The sequence below is a fragment of the Cellulomonas sp. P22 genome (genome assembly GCF_044392165.1).
In genome coordinates this window covers 206,698-223,737 of the sequence record NZ_JBISBW010000002.1, presented here as the reverse complement: position 1 = coordinate 223,737, position 17,040 = coordinate 206,698, and the positions used below count along the sequence as shown (strand labels likewise).

The window sequence follows — 17,040 nt, the reverse complement described above, 5'->3', positions numbered from 1 at the left end:
CGCTCGTGAGCGAACGGGACGGCTGCGGGCAGCGCGAGCGCAGGACCATCCCGGGGCTCACGGTGTGCAGCCTGTGCTCGGGCGAGACGTTGGGTGCGGACGACCCGCTCGAGGGTGGCCAGCCCGCTCGCCTGCGGGCCGTCGAGGCGAGCGGCGCGGCCCGGCTGACCCTCACCGAGTGCCTCGACGAGTGCGAGCGAGGCGACGTCGTGGTCGCCCGACCCAGCCCCGAGGGGCGTGCGGCGCAGGCCCTGCCGGTGTGGTTCGAACGGCTCGCGGGCGACGAGCTCACCGCCGCGCTCGCGGTCTGGCTCGCGGGTGGCGGCCCGGGGGTCGCCGCGCTCCCGACCGCGCTCGCCCCGCTGGTCATCGACCGTGCCGCACCCGTGCCTGGGACCTCGGTCCCTGGGACCCGGGCGGTATCGGGTTAAACCTGGTGGGAGCCGGACAAACCAGCGCTCCGGTCTCCCACGGAGGAACTCATGGCCACCACCCGTTCCGCACCGTCGCGGTCGGCCCACCCCGCCGTCCTCGTCCAGCACGACGTCGTGACCTCCCAGACGGGCCGCCGATGGCTCGCCGTGACCCGTCTGGTGACCGGCTTCGTCTTCTTGTGGGCCTTCCTCGACAAGACGTTCGGGCTGCACTACAGCACCGGCGCGCCCGTGACCGAGGGGGATCCCTCGCTCTCGTGGCTCGAGGGCGGCACCCCGAGCCAGGGCTTCATGAAGTTCGCGGCGGTCGGCCCGTTCAAGGACACCTTCGCGTCGATGGCCGGGCCGGTCACCGACTGGCTGTTCATGCTGGCTCTGCTCGGCGTGGGCCTGGCCGTCATGCTCGGGATCGGTCTGCGCGTCGCCGCGGTGTGCGGTTCGCTGCTCATGGTCCTCATGTGGGCTGCTGAGTGGCCGCTGGTCGCCGGGTCCACCAACCCCCTGGTCGACTACCACATCGTCTACGCGCTGGTCCTGATCGTGTGCGCTGTTCTGCTGGCCGGTGACACGTGGGGTCTGGGACGTCGGTGGGCCCAGCTCCCCGTCGTCCGTCGGACACCCTGGCTGCGCTGAGGCGTCGGGTGGGTGGCCCGGGCGGGGCCGGCGCGCGGCCACGCCCGGTCCGTGGGGGCTCCCCGGCTCAGGCTCCGCCGGCTGGGCGCTTCCTGGTCGGGGCAACCTCGAACAGGTCGCCCGGCTGGCAGCCCAGGGCGTCGCACACGGCGGTGAGGGTGCTGAAGCGGACCGCCCGGGCGCGGTCGTTCTTGAGGACCGAGAGGTTGGCGACCGTGATCCCCGTGCGCTCTGCGAGCTGGACGAGGGTCATCCCGCGGTCGTCCAGCACCCTCCCCAGGTGGCAGACGACCCGGTTCGGCGCTGCCGGGTCGTCGGCGCTCACACGAGACCCTCGGCGTCGTCGGCCAGCCGCGCGCCCGTGCGGGTGGCTGCGGCGAGGACCAGGAGCAGCGTCGCGACCAGCGCGGGCCACCAGGTGACGCGCAGCTGCGGGACGAGCCACCCGTCGGGCAGCGTGATCGCCGAGTCGGGCGCAACGCGTGCGGCCTCGAGCAGCGCGATCACCTCAGGGGCCGCCAGGTACGGCCCGGCCGTCGCGAGGAGGCAGGCGGCGGCCGTGACGGAGGCGGCGACGGCCAGGCGGCGGCCGTTGTGGGGCGCGAACGGGCGACCGGCCGCCGTGCTGCGCAGCACCGGGACGAGGATCAGCACCACCACACCACCGGCGAGCAGCAGGGCCCAGGTCCCGGCGTCGGCCAGCAGTGCCGTCGTCCACGAGGCGTCGTAGCCCGTCGCGACCATCCCGCCGTCGTGATCGACCGGGAGCGCCGCGCCGCCGGGCCACTGCTCGGCGGTCGCGGCGGGCGCACAGCCCGAGCCCACTTCGCGTGACCAGCCCTCGACGCAGGGCAGCACGACGCTCTCGTACGCCGGTGTGCCCGGGCCGAGCCGGACCGGGACCTCGGCGACCATCGTCCCGGAGACGACCTGCACGACGACGAAGGCCCCGGCGCCGATCAGCAGCCAGGCCAAGACCGTGGCCAGGCCCACGAGGGAGGCTCCTCCCAGGGTGCGGGGTGCGGACCGTGGCTGCGTCGTTGCTGTCGTCATCATCTGCTCCATCGCAAAGGGGAGGGCCTGTGCGATGGCATATCGACAGTCGATACGGCGAACTTGAGCGCCCGGGTCAGCCTTCCGACGCGGGCTGCGCGTGCGCCGCCGCGCGAGCGGTCACCCGGTCCTCGAGGATGCTCACGTCGCGCACGGCGCCCTTGTCGGCCGAGAGCGCCATCGCGGCGTAGGCGCGCAGCGCGGGCGAGACCGTGCGGGCCCGCGAGCGGGGCCGGTAACCGGTGGTCGCCTCGAGCCGTGCCCGACGCTCGGCCAGCACCTCGTCCCCGACCTCGAGCCGGATCGAGCGGTGCGGGATGTCGATCGTGATCGTGTCCCCGTCCTCGACCAGCGCGATCGCCCCACCCGCCGCCGCCTCGGGGGAGACGTGGCCGATCGAGAGCCCGGACGTCCCGCCCGAGAACCGCCCGTCGGTGACCAGAGCGCAGGCCTTCCCCAGCCCGAGCCCCTTGAGGTAGGAGGTCGGGTAGAGCATCTCCTGCATGCCCGGGCCGCCGCGCGGACCCTCGTAGCGGATGACGACGACGTCGCCGGGCTTGACGCGCTTGGACAGGATCGCCTCGACCGCGTCGTCCTGGGACTCCACGACGAGCGCAGGTCCGGAGAACGTCCAGATCGACTCGTCGACGCCCGCCGTCTTGACGATGCAGCCGTCCTCGGACAGGTTCCCGCGCAGCACCGCCAGGCCGCCGTCCACGGAGTAGGCGTGCTCGACGTCGCGGATGCAGCCGTTCGCCGCGTCCACGTCGAGCTCGTCCCACCTCGAGGACTGCGAGAACGCCTTCGCGGAGCGCTGGCGGCCCGGCCCGGCGTGGAACAGCTCGACGGCCACGTCGGACGCCCCGCCGCCGCGCACGTCCCACTCCTTGAGCCACGCGTCGAGCGAGGGGGAGTGCACCGAGTGGACGTCCTCGTGCAGCAGGCCGCCCCGGTGCAGCTCACCCAGGATCGCGGGGATCCCGCCGGCGCGGTGCACGTCCTCCATCAGGTAGATCCCGTTGGGCGCCACCTTGCTCAGGCACGGCACCTGGCGCGAGCGCGCCTCGATGTCGGTGAGCGTGTAGTCGAGCTCGGCCTCGTGCGCCGCGGCGAGCAGGTGCAGCACCGTGTTCGTCGAGCCACCCATCGCGATGTCCAGCGCCATCGCGTTGTCGAACGCCTCGTGCGTGGCGATCGCCCGCGGCAGCACGCTCGCGTCGTCCTGCTCGTAGTACCGGCGGGTGATGTCCACGACTGTGCGCCCGGCGTCCTCGTACAGCGCCCGGCGCGCGGTGTGCGTCGCGAGCGTCGAGCCGTTGCCGGGCAGGCCCAGGCCCAGCGCCTCGATCAGGCAGTTCATCGAGTTGGCGGTGAACATCCCGGAGCACGAGCCGCACGTGGGGCACGCGGCCTCCTCGATGCGGTCGATGTCCGCGTCGGAGACCTTGTCGTCGACCGCCTCGGAGATCGCCGTGACCAGGTTGAGCCCGGTGCGCGTCGAACCGTCCGTGAGCGTCGCCGAGCCGCCCTCCATCGGACCGCCCGAGACGAACACCGTGGGGATGTTGAGCCGCAGCGCGGCCATCAGCATCCCGGGCGTGATCTTGTCGCAGTTGGAGATGCACACCAGTGCGTCGGCACGGTGCGCCTGCACCATGTACTCGACCGAGTCCGCGATCAGGTCGCGCGAGGGCAGCGAGTAGAGCATGCCCTCGTGTCCCATCGCGATGCCGTCGTCGACCGCGATGGTGTTGAACTCCCGCGGCACAGCACCGGCCTCGAGGATCGCATCCGAGACGATGCGCCCCACGGGCGCGAGGTGCGTGTGCCCGGGGACGAACTCGGTGAAGCTGTTCGCGACGGCGATGATCGGCTTGCCGATGTCCTCCCGCGCGACCCCGGCCGCGCGCAGCAGCGCGCGCGCTCCGGCCATGTTCCTGCCGTGGGTGACGGTTCTCGATCGCAGCTGAGGCATGAGCACATCTCATCACTCCAGCACCGGTGCTGACGTCACCGACCGGGCGCTGGACACCCCGGCCTGCATCGACGCGCGAACCAGGACCGCACGCCGCGCGCAGGGAATACGTTGCGGACAGGTCCACGACCCACCCCGCGCACGGGCACCAGGCCTCCGCGGGGCCTGCGAACCGGAGGAAGCCCATGCCCGTCCTCGTCGCCTACGCCACCAAGTACGGCGCCACGCGGGGCATCGCCGAGCACGTCGCCCGCGAGCTCACCGACGCCGGCCACCCCGCCGAGACCCTGCCCGCCGCCACCGTCACCGACCTCTCCGGGTACACCGCCGTCATCGTCGGCAGCGCCGTCTTCGCCGGCCGGTGGCACCGCGACGCCCGCGACTTCGTCCGCCGTCACGGCGCCCAGCTCCGCGAGCGGCCCGTCTGGCTGTTCAGCAGCGGCCCGCTCGGCACCGCGACGCACGACAAGGCCGGCAAGGACCTCGTCGAGACCTCGCAGCCGCTCGCCATCGCCAAGCTCGTCGAGGCGACCGGCGCCCGCGGGACGGCGGTCTTCTTCGGGGCGCTCGACACCGCACGCCTCGACCGGGCCGGACGGCTCGTGATGCGGGTGCCGGCAGCGCGCGACGTCATGGTCGAGGGTGACTTCCGGGACTGGCCGGCCATCGCGGCGTGGGCGCGCGGTGTCGCCTCGGAGCTCTCGGCCACGCGCGGGTGAACGGTGCGGTCCCGCGGGGACCGCGACCGTCGGCCGGCGCGATGAGGGCTGCGATCTGAGTCACCCGTTCGGGCGGATCGTGACGTCAGCCTGACCGCCCGGTGGTCGACGTCTGCGGACGTGGGTCTTGACAAGCGGATCCGGCGGGTCCAGTCTTGGCGCACTGGAAACGTTTCCAGTGATCACTCTTCAGCGTCGAAGGGGATTCGCCTGATGTCGCCCGCTCGTCCCACCCTCATCCAGGTCGCGGAGCTCGCCGGAGTGTCCGTGGCGTCGGCATCCCGCGCGCTCAACGGGATGGTCGCGAGCGCGGAGACGGTCGCGAAGGTACGGGCCGCAGCGCTGAGCCTCGGCTACGTCCCGGACGCGACGGCCCGGTCGCTCAAGCTCGGGCACTCGCTCCAGCTCGCCTTCGCGGTCGACGACGTCGGCAACCCGGTCTACGTCGAGATGATGCGGGCGATCGAGTCCGTGGTGAGCGGCTCGGGCTATCGGCTCCTCGTGTCGTCGACGGGCGCAGCGCCCGCGGAGACCGTCGATCTCGTGCGCAGCCTGGCGCGCGGGTACGCCGACGGACTGATCATCAGCCCGCTCCGGGTGACGGATGAGCTCGTTGCCGAGCTCCAGCGTGTGGCCGTCCCGGTGGTCGTGGTGGGCTCGCTGCCCCAGTCCGTCCAGCTCGACACGGTGCAGACCGACTCCGCACGCGGGGTCGCGCTGGCCGTCGACCACCTGGTCGACAGCGGCCGGCGGCAGATCGGCTTCCTCAACGGTCCGCTCGACACGACACCCGGGACGTCTCGCCAGCGCGGCTTCGTGGAGGCCTACGCCGCTCACCGCCTCACGCCCACCGTGAGCTCCGTCCAGGAGGTCGCGGCCGACTTCACCGTGGCGGCCGGTCGCCGCGCCGCGCTGGATCTGCTCTCGCGACACCGCGGCGCGAACGGGGTCCGCACGCTGGACGCGCTCGTCGCGGCCAACGACCTGCTCGCCGTCGGAGCCGTCCATGCCGCGCTCGAGCTCGGGCTCCGGGTACCCGAGGACCTCGCAGTGGTGGGGATGGACGACACCGAGCTCGCCGGCTTCTTCAACCCTGGCCTGACGAGCGTCTCGCTCGGGTCCGCCGAGCGTGGCCGGCATGCCGCCGAGCTCCTCCTCGACCGGCTCGCCGAGCCCACCCGGGTGGCCCGCCGGCTCGTCGTCCAACCCACGCTCGTCGTCCGCGGGTCGACGGTCGTCGAGCCGAAGACCGCCGGAGATGTGCGATGACGCTCACGACTGACGCCGCTCGCTCGAAGGCCCCCTCGACGTCCGCGGGCCGCCGCCCGTACCAGCGATCCGGGGTCGGCCGTGCTCGGCGCCGTGAGGCCGTCGCGCTGGTGATCCCCTCGCTGATCCCCGTGCTCGCGTTCAGCATCTACCCGCTGCTCAACGGGATCTTTCTCGCCTTCACCGACTCGACGCTCAAGCGGAACTCGGAGTCGAACGTCGTCGGGCTGGACAACTTCGCCCGTCTGGTGGGCGACACGCTCTTCTGGGAGTCCTTCCGGATCGGCATGATCTGGGCGCTGTCCGTGACCGTGCTGCAGCTGGTGGCCGGGATGGGCCTGGCCCTGCTCCTGAACGCTGATCTCCGACTGAAGTCGGTGACGCGGCTGCTGGCGCTCATCCCGTGGGCCATGCCACCCGTGGTCGTGGCGATCATGTGGCGAATGATCTACTCGCCGACCACGGGCCCGCTCAATGCGGTGATCGGCTTCCTCGGGGGCCCGTCGGACACCAACTGGCTCGGGAACTTCGACACGGCACTTCCCGCGGTCATCGTGGTGGGCATCTGGGTGGGCATGCCCCAGACCACGATCACGCTCCTGGCAGGCCTGCAGCAGATCCCGGACGAGCTGCACGAGGCAGCGGCCATCGACGGCGCGAACGCGTGGTCGCGGTTCTGGAACGTGTCGTTGCCGAGCCTGCGCCCGATCGTCGCGTCGATCACCTCGCTGAACTTCATCTGGAACTTCAACTCGTTCGGCCTCGTGTACGTCATGACCGAGGGTGGGCCGGGCGGCAAGACGATGCTCCCGATGCTCTTCACCTACATCGAGGCTTTCAAGAACCGGAACCTGGGGTATGCGGCCGCGATGGGGGACGTGCTCGTGCTCGTCGTCGTCGTGCTGCTCGCCGTCTACCTGTGGGCCCAACTCCGAGGGGACCGTGAGAAATGAGCACCACGCTCACCGGGACGAAGCAGCTCACCGGGGCCAAGCGGCTCATCAGGCCCATGCAGTACGTGTCGCTGACGGCGTATCTGATCTTCCTGGGATTCCCGCTGCTGTGGCTCGTCTCCGCATCGATGAAGTCCTCGAGCGAGCTCAACTCGCTCCGGGTCGGGCTCATCCCGGAGAGCTTCCACTGGGCCAACTTCTCGGACGCCCTCGCCAAGCAGGGGCTCCTGCACTCGGCATCCAACAGCCTGTTCGTGGCGGTCGCCACCACGTTCCTGGTGATCCTGATCTCGATGCCGGCGGCCTACGCGCTGGCCCGGTTCCGCGGCAAGCTCCGCACCGTGGGGACGGGCTGGATCCTGGTCAGCCAGGTGTTCCCGGTGATCCTGATCATCATCCCGCTGTTCCTCATCCTGAAGAGCATCGGCCTGGTCGACAACCTGTTCGGCCTGATCATCGTCTACACGACCTACACGATGCCGTTCGCGCTCTGGATGCTGCAGGGCTACATCGCGTCGATCCCGGTCGAGCTCGAGGAGGCCGCGTCGATGGACGGCGCGAGCCGTCTGAAGGTCCTGCGGATCATCGTCCTCCCGCTGCTCATGCCCGGCGTGGTGGCTACCGCGATGTTCTCCTTCGTCTCGGCATGGAACGAGTTCTTCTTCGCTCTCGTGCTGATCCAGTCGCCGGACAACTACACCCTCCCCATCACGTTGAAGATGTTCGTCGGCGGTGAGGGCAAGGTCGCCCTCGGTCCGCTGGCGGCCGGCGCGGTGCTCGCGACGATCCCGAGCCTCATCTTCTTCGGCTTCCTCCAGCGCAAGCTGGCCGGCGGTCTTCTCGCCGGCGCCGTCAAGGGCTGAATCTTTCGATTCCCCCACCACCACCCACCCCCGAAAGGCACCTCATGAAGATCCGTGGCACCGTCGCCATGGGCGTCATCGCCCTCACCGCGATCTCGTTGACCGCGTGCGGCTCGAGCTCGGACCCGGCGACGTCGCCGTCGTCGGCGCCCGCCGAGCCGGTCGAGCTGACCTTCCAGTCGCTCTCCGACCAGCCCGGTGCCATCGCGGCCACCCAGTCGATCGTGGACTCGTGGAACGCAGAGAACCCGGACATCCAGGTCGAGCTCGTGCCCGCCGGTTGGGACGGCGTCTACGACAAGCTCGTCGCGCAGTTCAACGGCGGGGTCGCGCCGGACATCATCCACTACGAGGCGGCAAGCATCATCCCCTTCGCGGTGGACGGCTACGTCGCGGACCTCACCGACCTCGTGGACGCGGACCTGAAGGCTGACATCTCCGACGGCATCTGGAAGTCCGTGACCGTCGACGACAAGATCATCGCGGTCCCGACCGAGCTGCAGTCGTACATGGTCTTCGCCAACAAGACGATGCTCGACGCCGCGGGGGTGACGGTCCCGTCCGGGGAGACCATGACCTGGGACGAGTTCCAGAGCATCGCCAAGGCCACCTCGACGGGCGGGAAGTTCGGCGTCGCCTGGGGCCTGAAGAACCCGACGGCGACCTTCATGAGCCTCGGGCTCGGGTTCGACGGCACGTACTTCGAGGGAACGGGCAAGGACGCCACGATCGAGATCGGCGACGGCGAGATGGCGGTTCCGACGCGGGTCTCCGACATGGCCTACACCGACAAGTCGATCGACCCCGTGAGCCTGACGCAGTCCGGCTCCGAGGTGCTGGCCTCGTTCTACGCGGGCAACGTGGCGATGACGGTCCAGGGCTCGTTCCAGGCCGCCAACATCGCCAAGGACGCGCCTGCCGGCTTCGACTGGGTCGTCCTGCCGCCGCTCGAGGGGACGAAGGGCGCCGCGCAGTCCGCGAACCCCCAGACGCTGTCGGTCAACATCGACTCCGAGCACGTCGCCGAAGCAGCCAAGTTCGTCAACTACTTCGCCTCGACGGACAACCTCGCAGCACTGAACACCGCTGACGCCCTCATCCCGGCGTCGACGTCGGCGCAGAAGAAGATCGCGACGGACACCGCTGGTGCCGACGGCTGGGACATGACCCTCAAGTCCGGTGCGTACCTCACCAAGGCGCCGTTCCTCTCGGTCGACCTCTACACGCAGTGGAAGGACACGGTCGCGACCCCCGCGTACCAGAAGTTCCTCGCGCAGCAGACCACGGCTGACGAGCTCGCGCAGGAGCTCACGGACGGCTGGGCTCAGGTCAGCCGCTGAGCCATCGGGTGGGGCGCGTCCCCGCTGGCGCGCCCCACCCACCCCTGCACACCCTGCACCCCGCACCGCACGCTCGAACTGCACCTGGAGACGATGTGAACTGGCTCGAAGACCGCGCCGTGGCGACCCTGATCGGCGCAGCCGTCGGCGATGCGCTCGGCGGGGCCACCGAGGGCTGGACCCCGGAGCAGATCGAGGCACGCTACGGCGGCCCGGTCACCGGCATCGTGCCCCCGTACTACCCGAACTGGCAGGACGCCCGCCCCATCGCTCCGTACCACAAGGGTGACGGGCACATCACTGACGACACCTTGATGACGCAGGCGCTGGTCCAGGTGTACGCCCGGCGCGGCGACCATCTTGACGCGTACGCGGTGGCCGAGGATCTCGTGCCCCTGCTCGTCGGCGACGTCCGGTGGATCCCGGAGCTCGAGAAGGAGACGATCCTGCTCCACCGGGTCTTCCTCGCCGAGAAGTGGATCGTCGCGCGACTCCACTACGGCCACGTCGATCCGCGCTCGGCCGGCGTCGGGAACATCGTCAACTGCGGAGCGGCGATGTACATGGCGCCCGTCGGCATCGCCAACGCGGGGGATCCCCGTGGCGCCTACACCGAGGCGATCGACATCGCGGGTGCGCACCAGTCGAGCTACGGCCGGGAGGCCGCGGGGGTGTTCGCCGCTGCCGTGGCCGCCGCGATGGCCCCGGGGGCGACGGCGCAGACCGTCGTGGCGGGGTGTCTCGACGTGGCGCGCGACGGCACGCTGCACGCGATCGAAGCGGTCGTCGAGGCGGTGCGTGCCCTCGCCCCGGACGACGAGCTCGCGCCCGCGCTCCGGGCCGCGGTCGCGCCGTTCGACACGGTCGGACCCGAGTACCGCAAGCCCGCCCTGGATGCCCGGCTGCCGTCCCGGACCAAGTCGATCGAAGAGCTGCCGGTCGCGCTCGGCTTCGTGCTCGCGCACGACGGCGAGTTCGTCCCGTCGGTCCTCGGCGCGGTCAACTACGGACGGGACGCGGACTCCATCGCCACCATGGCCGGCTCTGTCACGGCAGCGCTCGGCGGCCGTGGCGTGATCCCCGAGGACTGGGTGACGACGATCGAGGCAGCGAGCCGGACCGACCTGACCGCCGTCGGCCGGCAGATGGCGGATGCCGCCACGCGGATCGCCGCCCGCGACGTCGAGCGTGCCCAGGCGCACCTGCGCCGTCTCGCGGACCTCACCGCGCCGACCGCCACCGGCGTGCAGGACGAGGTCAGCGTGCAGGCGGAGGGCGTCCGGCGATGAGGTTGACCTGGGCCCAGCCCGAAGACCTCGTGGCGCACGAGCTCGTCCAGTCCGCGGCAGAAGGGCGCGACGTCGCCCACCTCGCTCAGGGCTGGGTCGACGCCGGGGGAGACCCCAGCCCACCGGTGAGCGGGGCCGGGCCACGGCCCGCCGCGCCCGGGGTCCGGGCGCTCGCTCGGGTGCTGCTCGACGAGCTCGATGCGCTCCCGACCCCCGCGCACCCGCACGAACCCGATGACCTGGGCTCGATCGAGGCGCTCTGGTCCTCGCCCGTCCCGACACCAGGCCCGGACCACGAGTCCGGGGCGTTCGCCGACCGGGTGCACGGGGCGTGGCTGGGCCGCGCGGCGGGCTGCCTGCTGGGCAAGCCCGTGGAGAAGATCCCACGCCAGGGCATCGAGGAGATCCTGCGCTCGACCGGTCGCTGGCCGCTGGCCGACTACTTCACGGCAGCGGGCCTGCCCGACGACGTCGCGGCCCGCTGGCCCTGGAACCGGCGCAGCGCGCCCACGAGCCTGGTCGAGAACATCGACGGGATGCCGGAGGACGACGACCTCAACTTCCCGATCCTGGCGCTCGGGATCCTGGAGGCGCACGGCCGCGGGTTCACCACCGACGACGTCGCCGATGCCTGGCTCGCGAACCTGCCCGCCGGACGGGTGTTCACCGCCGAGCGGGCCGCCTACCGCAACCTGCTCGACGCGCGCCCCGTCCCGTCGACGGCGACCCACCACAACCCGTTCCGGGAGTGGATCGGCGCTCTGATCCGCTCCGACGTCTACGGGTGGACCAGTCCCGGGGACCCCCGGACCGCGGCCCGCCTCGCGTGGGCCGACGCCCGGCTCAGCCACACCCGCAACGGCGTCTACGGCGCCATGTGGGTCGCCGGGATGTGTGCCGCGGCCGTGGTGGTCGACGACGTCGGGACCGCGATCGAGGCCGGCCTGGCCGTGGTGCCGCCCGAGAGCAGGCTGGCGAGCGCCGTGCGCCGAGGCGTCGAGATCGGTCGGTCGGGAGCGGCCGTGCCCGACGCCCTGGACGTCCTGCACGCCGAGCTCGGGGACCTGCACTGGGTGCACGTGCTGAACAACGCCGCGACCATCGCCTATGCGCTGACTGCCGGGAACGGCGACCTCGGCGCGAGCATCGCCCTCGCGGTGACCGCGGGCTGGGACACCGACTCCGCCGGAGCAACCGTGGGCGGCGTGGTCGGCGCGGTCCGGGGGGCATCTCAGCTGCCCGCGGCCTGGACGGCCCCGCTCCGCGACCAGATCGCCACGAGCCTTCCCGGCGACGGCCGGCTGTCGATCGCCGAGCTCGCGCGGCGAACCGTGGACCTCGCCACCGAGGTGCGGCCGTGACGGCCCCGGGTTCCGTGGTCGTCATCGGCAGCGTGAACCTCGACATCGCTGTGCGGGTACCCCGCATCGCCGGCCCGGGGGAGACGCTGCTGGCGTCGAGCATGAGTCGCTCAGGAGGCGGCAAGGGCGCGAACCAGGCGGTGGCCGCCGCTCGGGCCGGCGCGGACACGAGCTTCCTCGGCTGCCTCGGTGACGACGCCGACGGGGCCCGGCTGCGCGACTCGCTCACCGCGTCCGGAGTGCGCACCGACCTCGTGGCCACCGTCGACGCCCCGACCGGGACGGCACTGATCAGCGTCGACGACGGCGGCGAGAACGCGATCGTCGTCGTCCCCGGTGCCAATGCCGCGGTCGCTGCGCCGAGCGCCGAGCAGCGCGAACGGATCGCCGCAGCGGACGTCCTGCTCGCTCAGCTCGAGATCCCCCAGGCGGCTGTGGTCGCCGCCGCTCGCGCCCGCAGGACGGGCGCTGTGTTCATCCTCAACGCCGCGCCGTCGGCCCCGCTGTCCGACGAGCTCTGGTCGCTCATCGACATCCTGGTCGTCAACCAGCATGAGGCGCTCGACCTGTGCGGACCTGACGCCGGTGACGTCGACCAGGCCACGCGGGCGCTGACCGAGCGGGTTCCCCTCGTCGTCGTCACCCTGGGCAGCGCCGGAGCAGTGGTGGCCCGTCGGGGGGCTGCACCGGCCCGGATCCCCTCCCCGGTGGTCGTCGCGGTGGACACCACCGCCGCGGGGGACACGTTCTGCGGGTTCGTCGCCGCCGCACTCGCCCGAGGGCTCGACATCCTCGAGGCGGTCCGGCTCGGGAGCTCCGCCGCCTCGCTCGCCGTCCAACGACGCGGAGCGCAGGACTCCGTCCCGACGTCGGCCGAGACCCGCGCCCAGCGCGACGCCTCCTACCCGGCGCCGGGCACGGCGTCGGCCGAGGGAGAGGCGGGCGGCGCATGATCGACTTCGGCTTCGACCCCCTCGTCCCCCGTCCGATCGACCTGCCCACCGTCGTGCCGCTCGGCGACGAGCCGTTCGACCTCGCGACGCTCGACGACGCCAAGATCTTCGCCGCGCCCCAGGACCCGGAGCTGTGGCCCGCCTGGCGCGCGCAGCTGACCCGATGGCGGGCCGACGCACGCTCCCGCCTGCAGTTCACCGGCGCCGGTTACGAGCGCCCCGCGGCGGCGTGGTCGGCGAGCTGCTTCGCCATCGCGCAGGTCTGGCTCTGGGACGAGCTGCTGTACGACGTCGAGACGCACCGGTTCACCCCCGAGCGGCTGCTCGCCGACGCGCGGGAGCGCCTCGGAGGGCTCGACGGGATCGTGCTGTGGCACGCCTACCCGGTGATCGGCATCGACGACCGGAACCAGTGGGACTTCTACCGCGACGTCCCCGGGCTCGACGACCTCGTCACCACCCTGCACGACGCGGGCGTGCGCGTCTTCGTCGACTACAACCCCTGGGACACCGGGACCCGCCGGACCGGGGACGACGTCGTCGAGCTCGCCACGCTCGTGCGTGACCTGCACGCCGACGGGGTCTTCCTCGACACCCTCAAAGAGGCCAACCCCGCCCTCGTCGGTGCCCTCGAGGCCGCGCGATCCGGGCTCGCCCTCGAAGGCGAGTCGAAGCTGCCCCTCGCCCGCATCGCCGACCACTCCCTGTCCTGGGCGCAGTGGTTCGCGGACAGCCCCGTGCCGGGGGTGCTGCGGGCGCACTGGTACGAGCGCCGCCACCTGCAGCACCACGTCCGGCGCTGGAACCGCGATCACTCCGCCGAGCTGCAGAGCGCCTGGATCAACGGGGTCGGGCTCATGGTGTGGGAGGTCGTCTTCGGCGCCTGGGTCGGCTGGAACCCCCGCGACTCCGCCACGCTGCGCCGGATGCTCCCGGTGCAGCGCGCGCTGGCACACGTCCTCCACCAGGGGGAGTGGACGCCGCTGACCGAGCTCGACCCGGCGGCCACCGCGGCGGGGGTCTACGCGTCCCGGTTCGAGCTCGACGGGCTGACCGTGTGGACGCTCGTCAACCGCGGCGACACCGACTGGACCGGTCCGGTGCTCCTTCCCGGCGACCTCGGCACCCCCTCGCCCGAGGGGACCCGGTTCGTCGACCTCACCGGCGGGCGGCGTCTCGACCCGGCGGATCCGGTCCGCACCCGGGTGCCCGCCCACGGCATCGCCGGGCTCCTGCGGCTCGCGCCCGGGGTCACCGAACCCGGCTCCGGTCTCGACCCCGTGCTCGCCCTGACGTCGGCCGTCCCCGACACGAGCGACACCGCGTTCCCCCACGCCCGGTCGCGGCGGCTCCAGCCCCACCTCGCCCAGATCGCTCCGGGAGCCGGGTCAGGGGTGCGGCCGCACGGTGTCGTCGTGGCCGCCGGCACCCATGTCCTGACCGTGCGCTTCCGTGCCCGGGAGACCGGGATGTACGACGGCGCCCCCTACGTCGAGGAGTGGAAGCCGCTGCCACCACGGCTGCACGACCAGCGCACGCTCGAGCGCGTCGTGCACCTCACGACCCCCGTGGTGGTGGGTGCCAGCGAGGTGTCCAACGGAGACTTCGCGCAGTTCATGACCGCCACCGGCTATCGCCCGCGGACCACGAACCGGTTCCTGGCTCACTGGGCCGGGCGGCTCGACGCCGTGGGCCACATCACCGACGTGGCGCCGGCACCCGTGCCCGGCACGGAGGACCAGCCCGTCACCTTCGTCGACCTGGACGATGCGCGCGCGTACGCCGCGTGGGCGGGTGGCCACCTGCCCAGCGAGGACGAGTGGCAGCTCGCCGCCGATCGACCGGGGTTCACCCGCCGTCGGCCGGCGGTCTGGAACTGGACCGAGAGCGAGCACACCGACGGACGCACCCGGTTCGTCATGCTCAAGGGCGGGTCCGACCACGCCACCCCGGACTCGGAGTGGTACTTCGACGGCGGCCCCCGGCCCGCTGACTTCTCGGCCAAGTACCTGATGCCCGGCCTCGGGCTCGCGCGGTCGGCCAGCATCGGATTCCGGTGCGCCTGGAACACCCCGGAGGCTCGGCCATGACCACCACCCCCCACCCCACGCCGACGGCAGGCGAGGGCGCGCTCGCCGGGCTGCGCGTGCTCGACGTCTCCACCCTCTTCGCGGGTCCGATGGCCGCCATGCACCTCGGGGATCTCGGCGCGGAGGTCATCAAGATCGAGCACCCCCGCCGCCCCGACCCTTCCCGCGGTCACGGACCCGCCAAGGACGGGCACGGCCTGTGGTGGAAGACCCTGGGCCGCAACAAGCGGACCGTCACCCTGGACCTGTCGCAGCCCGCGGGCCAGGACGTCCTCGTCCGGCTGGCGGCCACGGCCGACGTCCTGATCGAGAACTTCCGCCCGGACACCCTCGAGCGCTGGGACCTCGGCTACGAGCGGCTCTCGGCAGCCAACCCGGGGCTGGTCCTCGCCCGCGTCACCGGCTTCGGGCAGATCGGCCCCTCCCGGCGCAGGCCCGGTTTCGGCACGCTGGCCGAGGCGATGAGCGGGTTCGCCTCGTTGACCGGCGAACCCGACGGGCCACCGACGCTGCCACCGTTCGGCCTCGCGGACGGCGTCGCCTCGCTCGCCGTCGCCTACGCGGTCATGGCCGCCCTGCACGCCCGTACCCGGACCGGGCTCGGTCAGGTCGTCGACCTGGCGATCGTGGAGCCGATGCTGGCCATGCTCGGCCCCCAGATCACCCGGTGGGACCAGCTGGGCTCGATCCAGCCGCGCACCGGCAACCGCTCCGCGAACAACGCGCCCCGCAACACCTACCAGACGTCCGACGGCGCCTGGGTCGCGGTCTCCACGAGCGCACTGAGCATCGCCGAGCGTGTGATGCGCCTGGTGGGGCGCCCGGACGTCATCGACGAACCGTGGTTCGCCACCGGATCGGGGCGCGCCGCGCACGCCGACGACCTGGACGCGTCGGTCGCCGCCTGGATCCGCGCGCGGACCCGTGAGGAGGTGATCGCCGCGTTCGACGAGGCCGAGGCTGCCGTCGCGCCCATCTACGACGCGCGGGACATCGTCGCCGATCCCCAGCTCAACGCCCTGGGCACCATCCAGTACGTCGACGACGAGGACCTGGGGCGGATCGCCATGCAGGGGCCGCTGTTCCGGATGTCACGCGACAACGCACCGACCCGGTTCACGGGCCGGGCGCCGGGCGCCGACACCGACTCGGTGCTCGGTGCGCTCGGCCTCAGCGCCGAGGAGATCGCGTCGTTGCGGGCGGAGGGCGTGCTGTGAGCCAGCCCGGGGCCGGGAACCCGGTGGAACGGCCGGTCGTCACCTTGCTCTATGCCCCCGCCGACCGGCCCGACCTGGTGGAGAAGGCGCTCGCGTCCGCTGCCGACGTCGTCATCGTCGACCTCGAGGACGCCGTCGCCCCTGCCCACAAGGAGTCCGCCCGCGCGGCACTCGGACGCCTGGTTGCCGGACAGCCGGGCCGCCGCGTCCAGGTGCGGGTGAACGCGCTCGACACCCCCTGGTCAGCGCTCGATCTGGCCACCGTCGCCGGTCTGCCGGCACAGGTCGCGGTCCGGGTCCCCAAGGTGGGCTCACCCCTGGACGTGACACGTGTGGCGGCGGCCGTCGGCGACCGCCCCCTGCACCTGCTGCTCGAGACGGCCGGGGGCATCGAGGCGGCCTCCGACATCGCTCGAGCCCACCCCCGGGTCGCCAGCCTCGGCCTGGGGGAGGCCGACCTGCGCTCGGACCTCGGCGTCGACGACGACGCCGCGCTCGCGTACGCGCGCTCGCGGGTCGTCATCGCCGCCCGCGCAGCCGGGCTGCCGGCGCCGGCCATGTCCGTCTACCCGAACGTGCGCGACGACGCCGGGCTCGCGCGGTCCTGCGCGACAGGGCGCAGCCTCGGATTCCTCGGACGGACGGCCATCCACCCCCGGCAGCTGCCGGTGATCGCGGCGGCCTTCGCCCCCACCGAGGTCGAGCTCGCCCGCGCGCAGCTCGTCGTCGCTGCCCTGCGCGACGCCCAGCAGGCGGGGAGCGGGACCGTGGTGCTGCCCGACGGCACCTTCCTCGACGTCGCGATGGTCGAGCGCGCCCGGCGCACGGTCGCGCTCGCGGACTGAGCTCGCTCCCGGACCGGCAGTGCGTGCCGAGCCCGACCGGTACGGA

Annotated in this window: 16 protein-coding genes; 13 read left to right on the top strand and 3 right to left on the bottom strand. The window is 72.3% G+C overall.

The annotated features are described in order from the left end of the window. The first annotated feature begins 5 nt into the window (after positions 1-5). Both ACGIF2_RS01760 and ACGIF2_RS01755 read left to right on the top strand, forming a co-directional pair. Positions 6-431: a hypothetical protein gene (locus tag ACGIF2_RS01760; protein ID WP_396042829.1), complete on the top strand. Its 426-nt coding sequence runs from the start codon at positions 6-8 to the stop codon at positions 429-431. 51 nt (positions 432-482) lie between these two features. Next, positions 483-1,067: a DoxX family protein gene (locus ACGIF2_RS01755; protein WP_396042827.1), complete on the top strand. Its 585-nt coding sequence runs from the start codon at positions 483-485 to the stop codon at positions 1,065-1,067. A gap of 67 nt (positions 1,068-1,134) precedes the next feature. Here ACGIF2_RS01755 and ACGIF2_RS01750 read toward each other — a convergent pair whose 3' ends face one another. The 3 genes from ACGIF2_RS01750 to ilvD all read right to left on the bottom strand — a co-directional run bounded on the left by ACGIF2_RS01750 (position 1,135) and on the right by ilvD (position 4,095). Then, the gene (locus tag ACGIF2_RS01750) at positions 1,135-1,392 is read right to left on the bottom strand and encodes a helix-turn-helix domain-containing protein (protein ID WP_396042825.1); all 258 of its coding nucleotides are present in this window, start codon (positions 1,390-1,392) and stop codon (positions 1,135-1,137) included. After that, positions 1,389-2,120 (bottom strand): hypothetical protein, encoded by a 732-nt coding sequence (locus ACGIF2_RS01745; protein WP_396042823.1) that lies wholly within the window; start codon positions 2,118-2,120, stop codon positions 1,389-1,391. Before ACGIF2_RS01745 ends, ACGIF2_RS01750 begins: the two co-directional genes overlap by 4 nt. A gap of 76 nt (positions 2,121-2,196) precedes the next feature. Continuing rightward, on the bottom strand, positions 2,197-4,095 hold the full coding sequence (ilvD, locus tag ACGIF2_RS01740; RefSeq protein WP_396042821.1) for a dihydroxy-acid dehydratase: 1,899 nt from the start codon (positions 4,093-4,095) through the stop codon (positions 2,197-2,199). Between the two features lie 185 nt (positions 4,096-4,280). Here ilvD and ACGIF2_RS01735 point away from each other — a divergent pair, with 185 nt between their 5' ends. The 11 genes from ACGIF2_RS01735 to ACGIF2_RS01685 all read left to right on the top strand — a co-directional run bounded on the left by ACGIF2_RS01735 (position 4,281) and on the right by ACGIF2_RS01685 (position 16,994). Further along, positions 4,281-4,814 carry a flavodoxin domain-containing protein gene (locus ACGIF2_RS01735; RefSeq protein WP_396042819.1) on the top strand — a complete coding sequence of 178 codons (534 nt, stop codon included), beginning with the start codon at positions 4,281-4,283 and terminating at the stop codon, positions 4,812-4,814. Between the two features lie 213 nt (positions 4,815-5,027). Next, positions 5,028-6,083 carry a LacI family DNA-binding transcriptional regulator gene (locus tag ACGIF2_RS01730; RefSeq protein WP_396042817.1) on the top strand — a complete coding sequence of 352 codons (1,056 nt, stop codon included), beginning with the start codon at positions 5,028-5,030 and terminating at the stop codon, positions 6,081-6,083. Beyond that, entirely contained in the window at positions 6,080-7,036 is a 957-nt protein-coding gene (locus tag ACGIF2_RS01725) for a carbohydrate ABC transporter permease (protein ID WP_396042815.1), read from the top strand. The genes ACGIF2_RS01730 and ACGIF2_RS01725 overlap by 4 nt, the downstream gene beginning before the upstream one ends. After that, positions 7,033-7,899: a carbohydrate ABC transporter permease gene (locus tag ACGIF2_RS01720; RefSeq protein WP_396042813.1), complete on the top strand. Its 867-nt coding sequence runs from the start codon at positions 7,033-7,035 to the stop codon at positions 7,897-7,899. The genes ACGIF2_RS01725 and ACGIF2_RS01720 overlap by 4 nt, the downstream gene beginning before the upstream one ends. 44 nt (positions 7,900-7,943) lie before the next feature. Beyond that, positions 7,944-9,239 carry an ABC transporter substrate-binding protein gene (locus ACGIF2_RS01715; protein ID WP_396042811.1) on the top strand — a complete coding sequence of 432 codons (1,296 nt, stop codon included), beginning with the start codon at positions 7,944-7,946 and terminating at the stop codon, positions 9,237-9,239. A 95-nt stretch (positions 9,240-9,334) separates the two neighbouring features. Next, a complete protein-coding gene (locus ACGIF2_RS01710) occupies positions 9,335-10,528 on the top strand; it encodes an ADP-ribosylglycohydrolase family protein (RefSeq protein WP_396042809.1) in 1,194 nt (397 codons plus the stop codon). Beyond that, positions 10,525-11,889: an ADP-ribosylglycohydrolase family protein gene (locus ACGIF2_RS01705; protein ID WP_396042807.1), complete on the top strand. Its 1,365-nt coding sequence runs from the start codon at positions 10,525-10,527 to the stop codon at positions 11,887-11,889. Before ACGIF2_RS01710 ends, ACGIF2_RS01705 begins: the two co-directional genes overlap by 4 nt. Continuing rightward, positions 11,886-12,842: a ribokinase gene (locus ACGIF2_RS01700; protein ID WP_396042805.1), complete on the top strand. Its 957-nt coding sequence runs from the start codon at positions 11,886-11,888 to the stop codon at positions 12,840-12,842. Before ACGIF2_RS01705 ends, ACGIF2_RS01700 begins: the two co-directional genes overlap by 4 nt. Next, positions 12,839-14,932: an SUMF1/EgtB/PvdO family nonheme iron enzyme gene (locus tag ACGIF2_RS01695; RefSeq protein ID WP_396042803.1), complete on the top strand. Its 2,094-nt coding sequence runs from the start codon at positions 12,839-12,841 to the stop codon at positions 14,930-14,932. Before ACGIF2_RS01700 ends, ACGIF2_RS01695 begins: the two co-directional genes overlap by 4 nt. Further along, on the top strand, positions 14,929-16,149 hold the full coding sequence (locus ACGIF2_RS01690) for a CaiB/BaiF CoA transferase family protein (RefSeq protein ID WP_396042801.1): 1,221 nt from the start codon (positions 14,929-14,931) through the stop codon (positions 16,147-16,149). Before ACGIF2_RS01695 ends, ACGIF2_RS01690 begins: the two co-directional genes overlap by 4 nt. After that, positions 16,146-16,994, top strand: coding sequence for an HpcH/HpaI aldolase/citrate lyase family protein (locus ACGIF2_RS01685; RefSeq protein ID WP_396042799.1), 849 nt, complete (start codon positions 16,146-16,148; stop codon positions 16,992-16,994). Before ACGIF2_RS01690 ends, ACGIF2_RS01685 begins: the two co-directional genes overlap by 4 nt. The last annotated feature ends 46 nt before the right edge of the window (positions 16,995-17,040 follow it).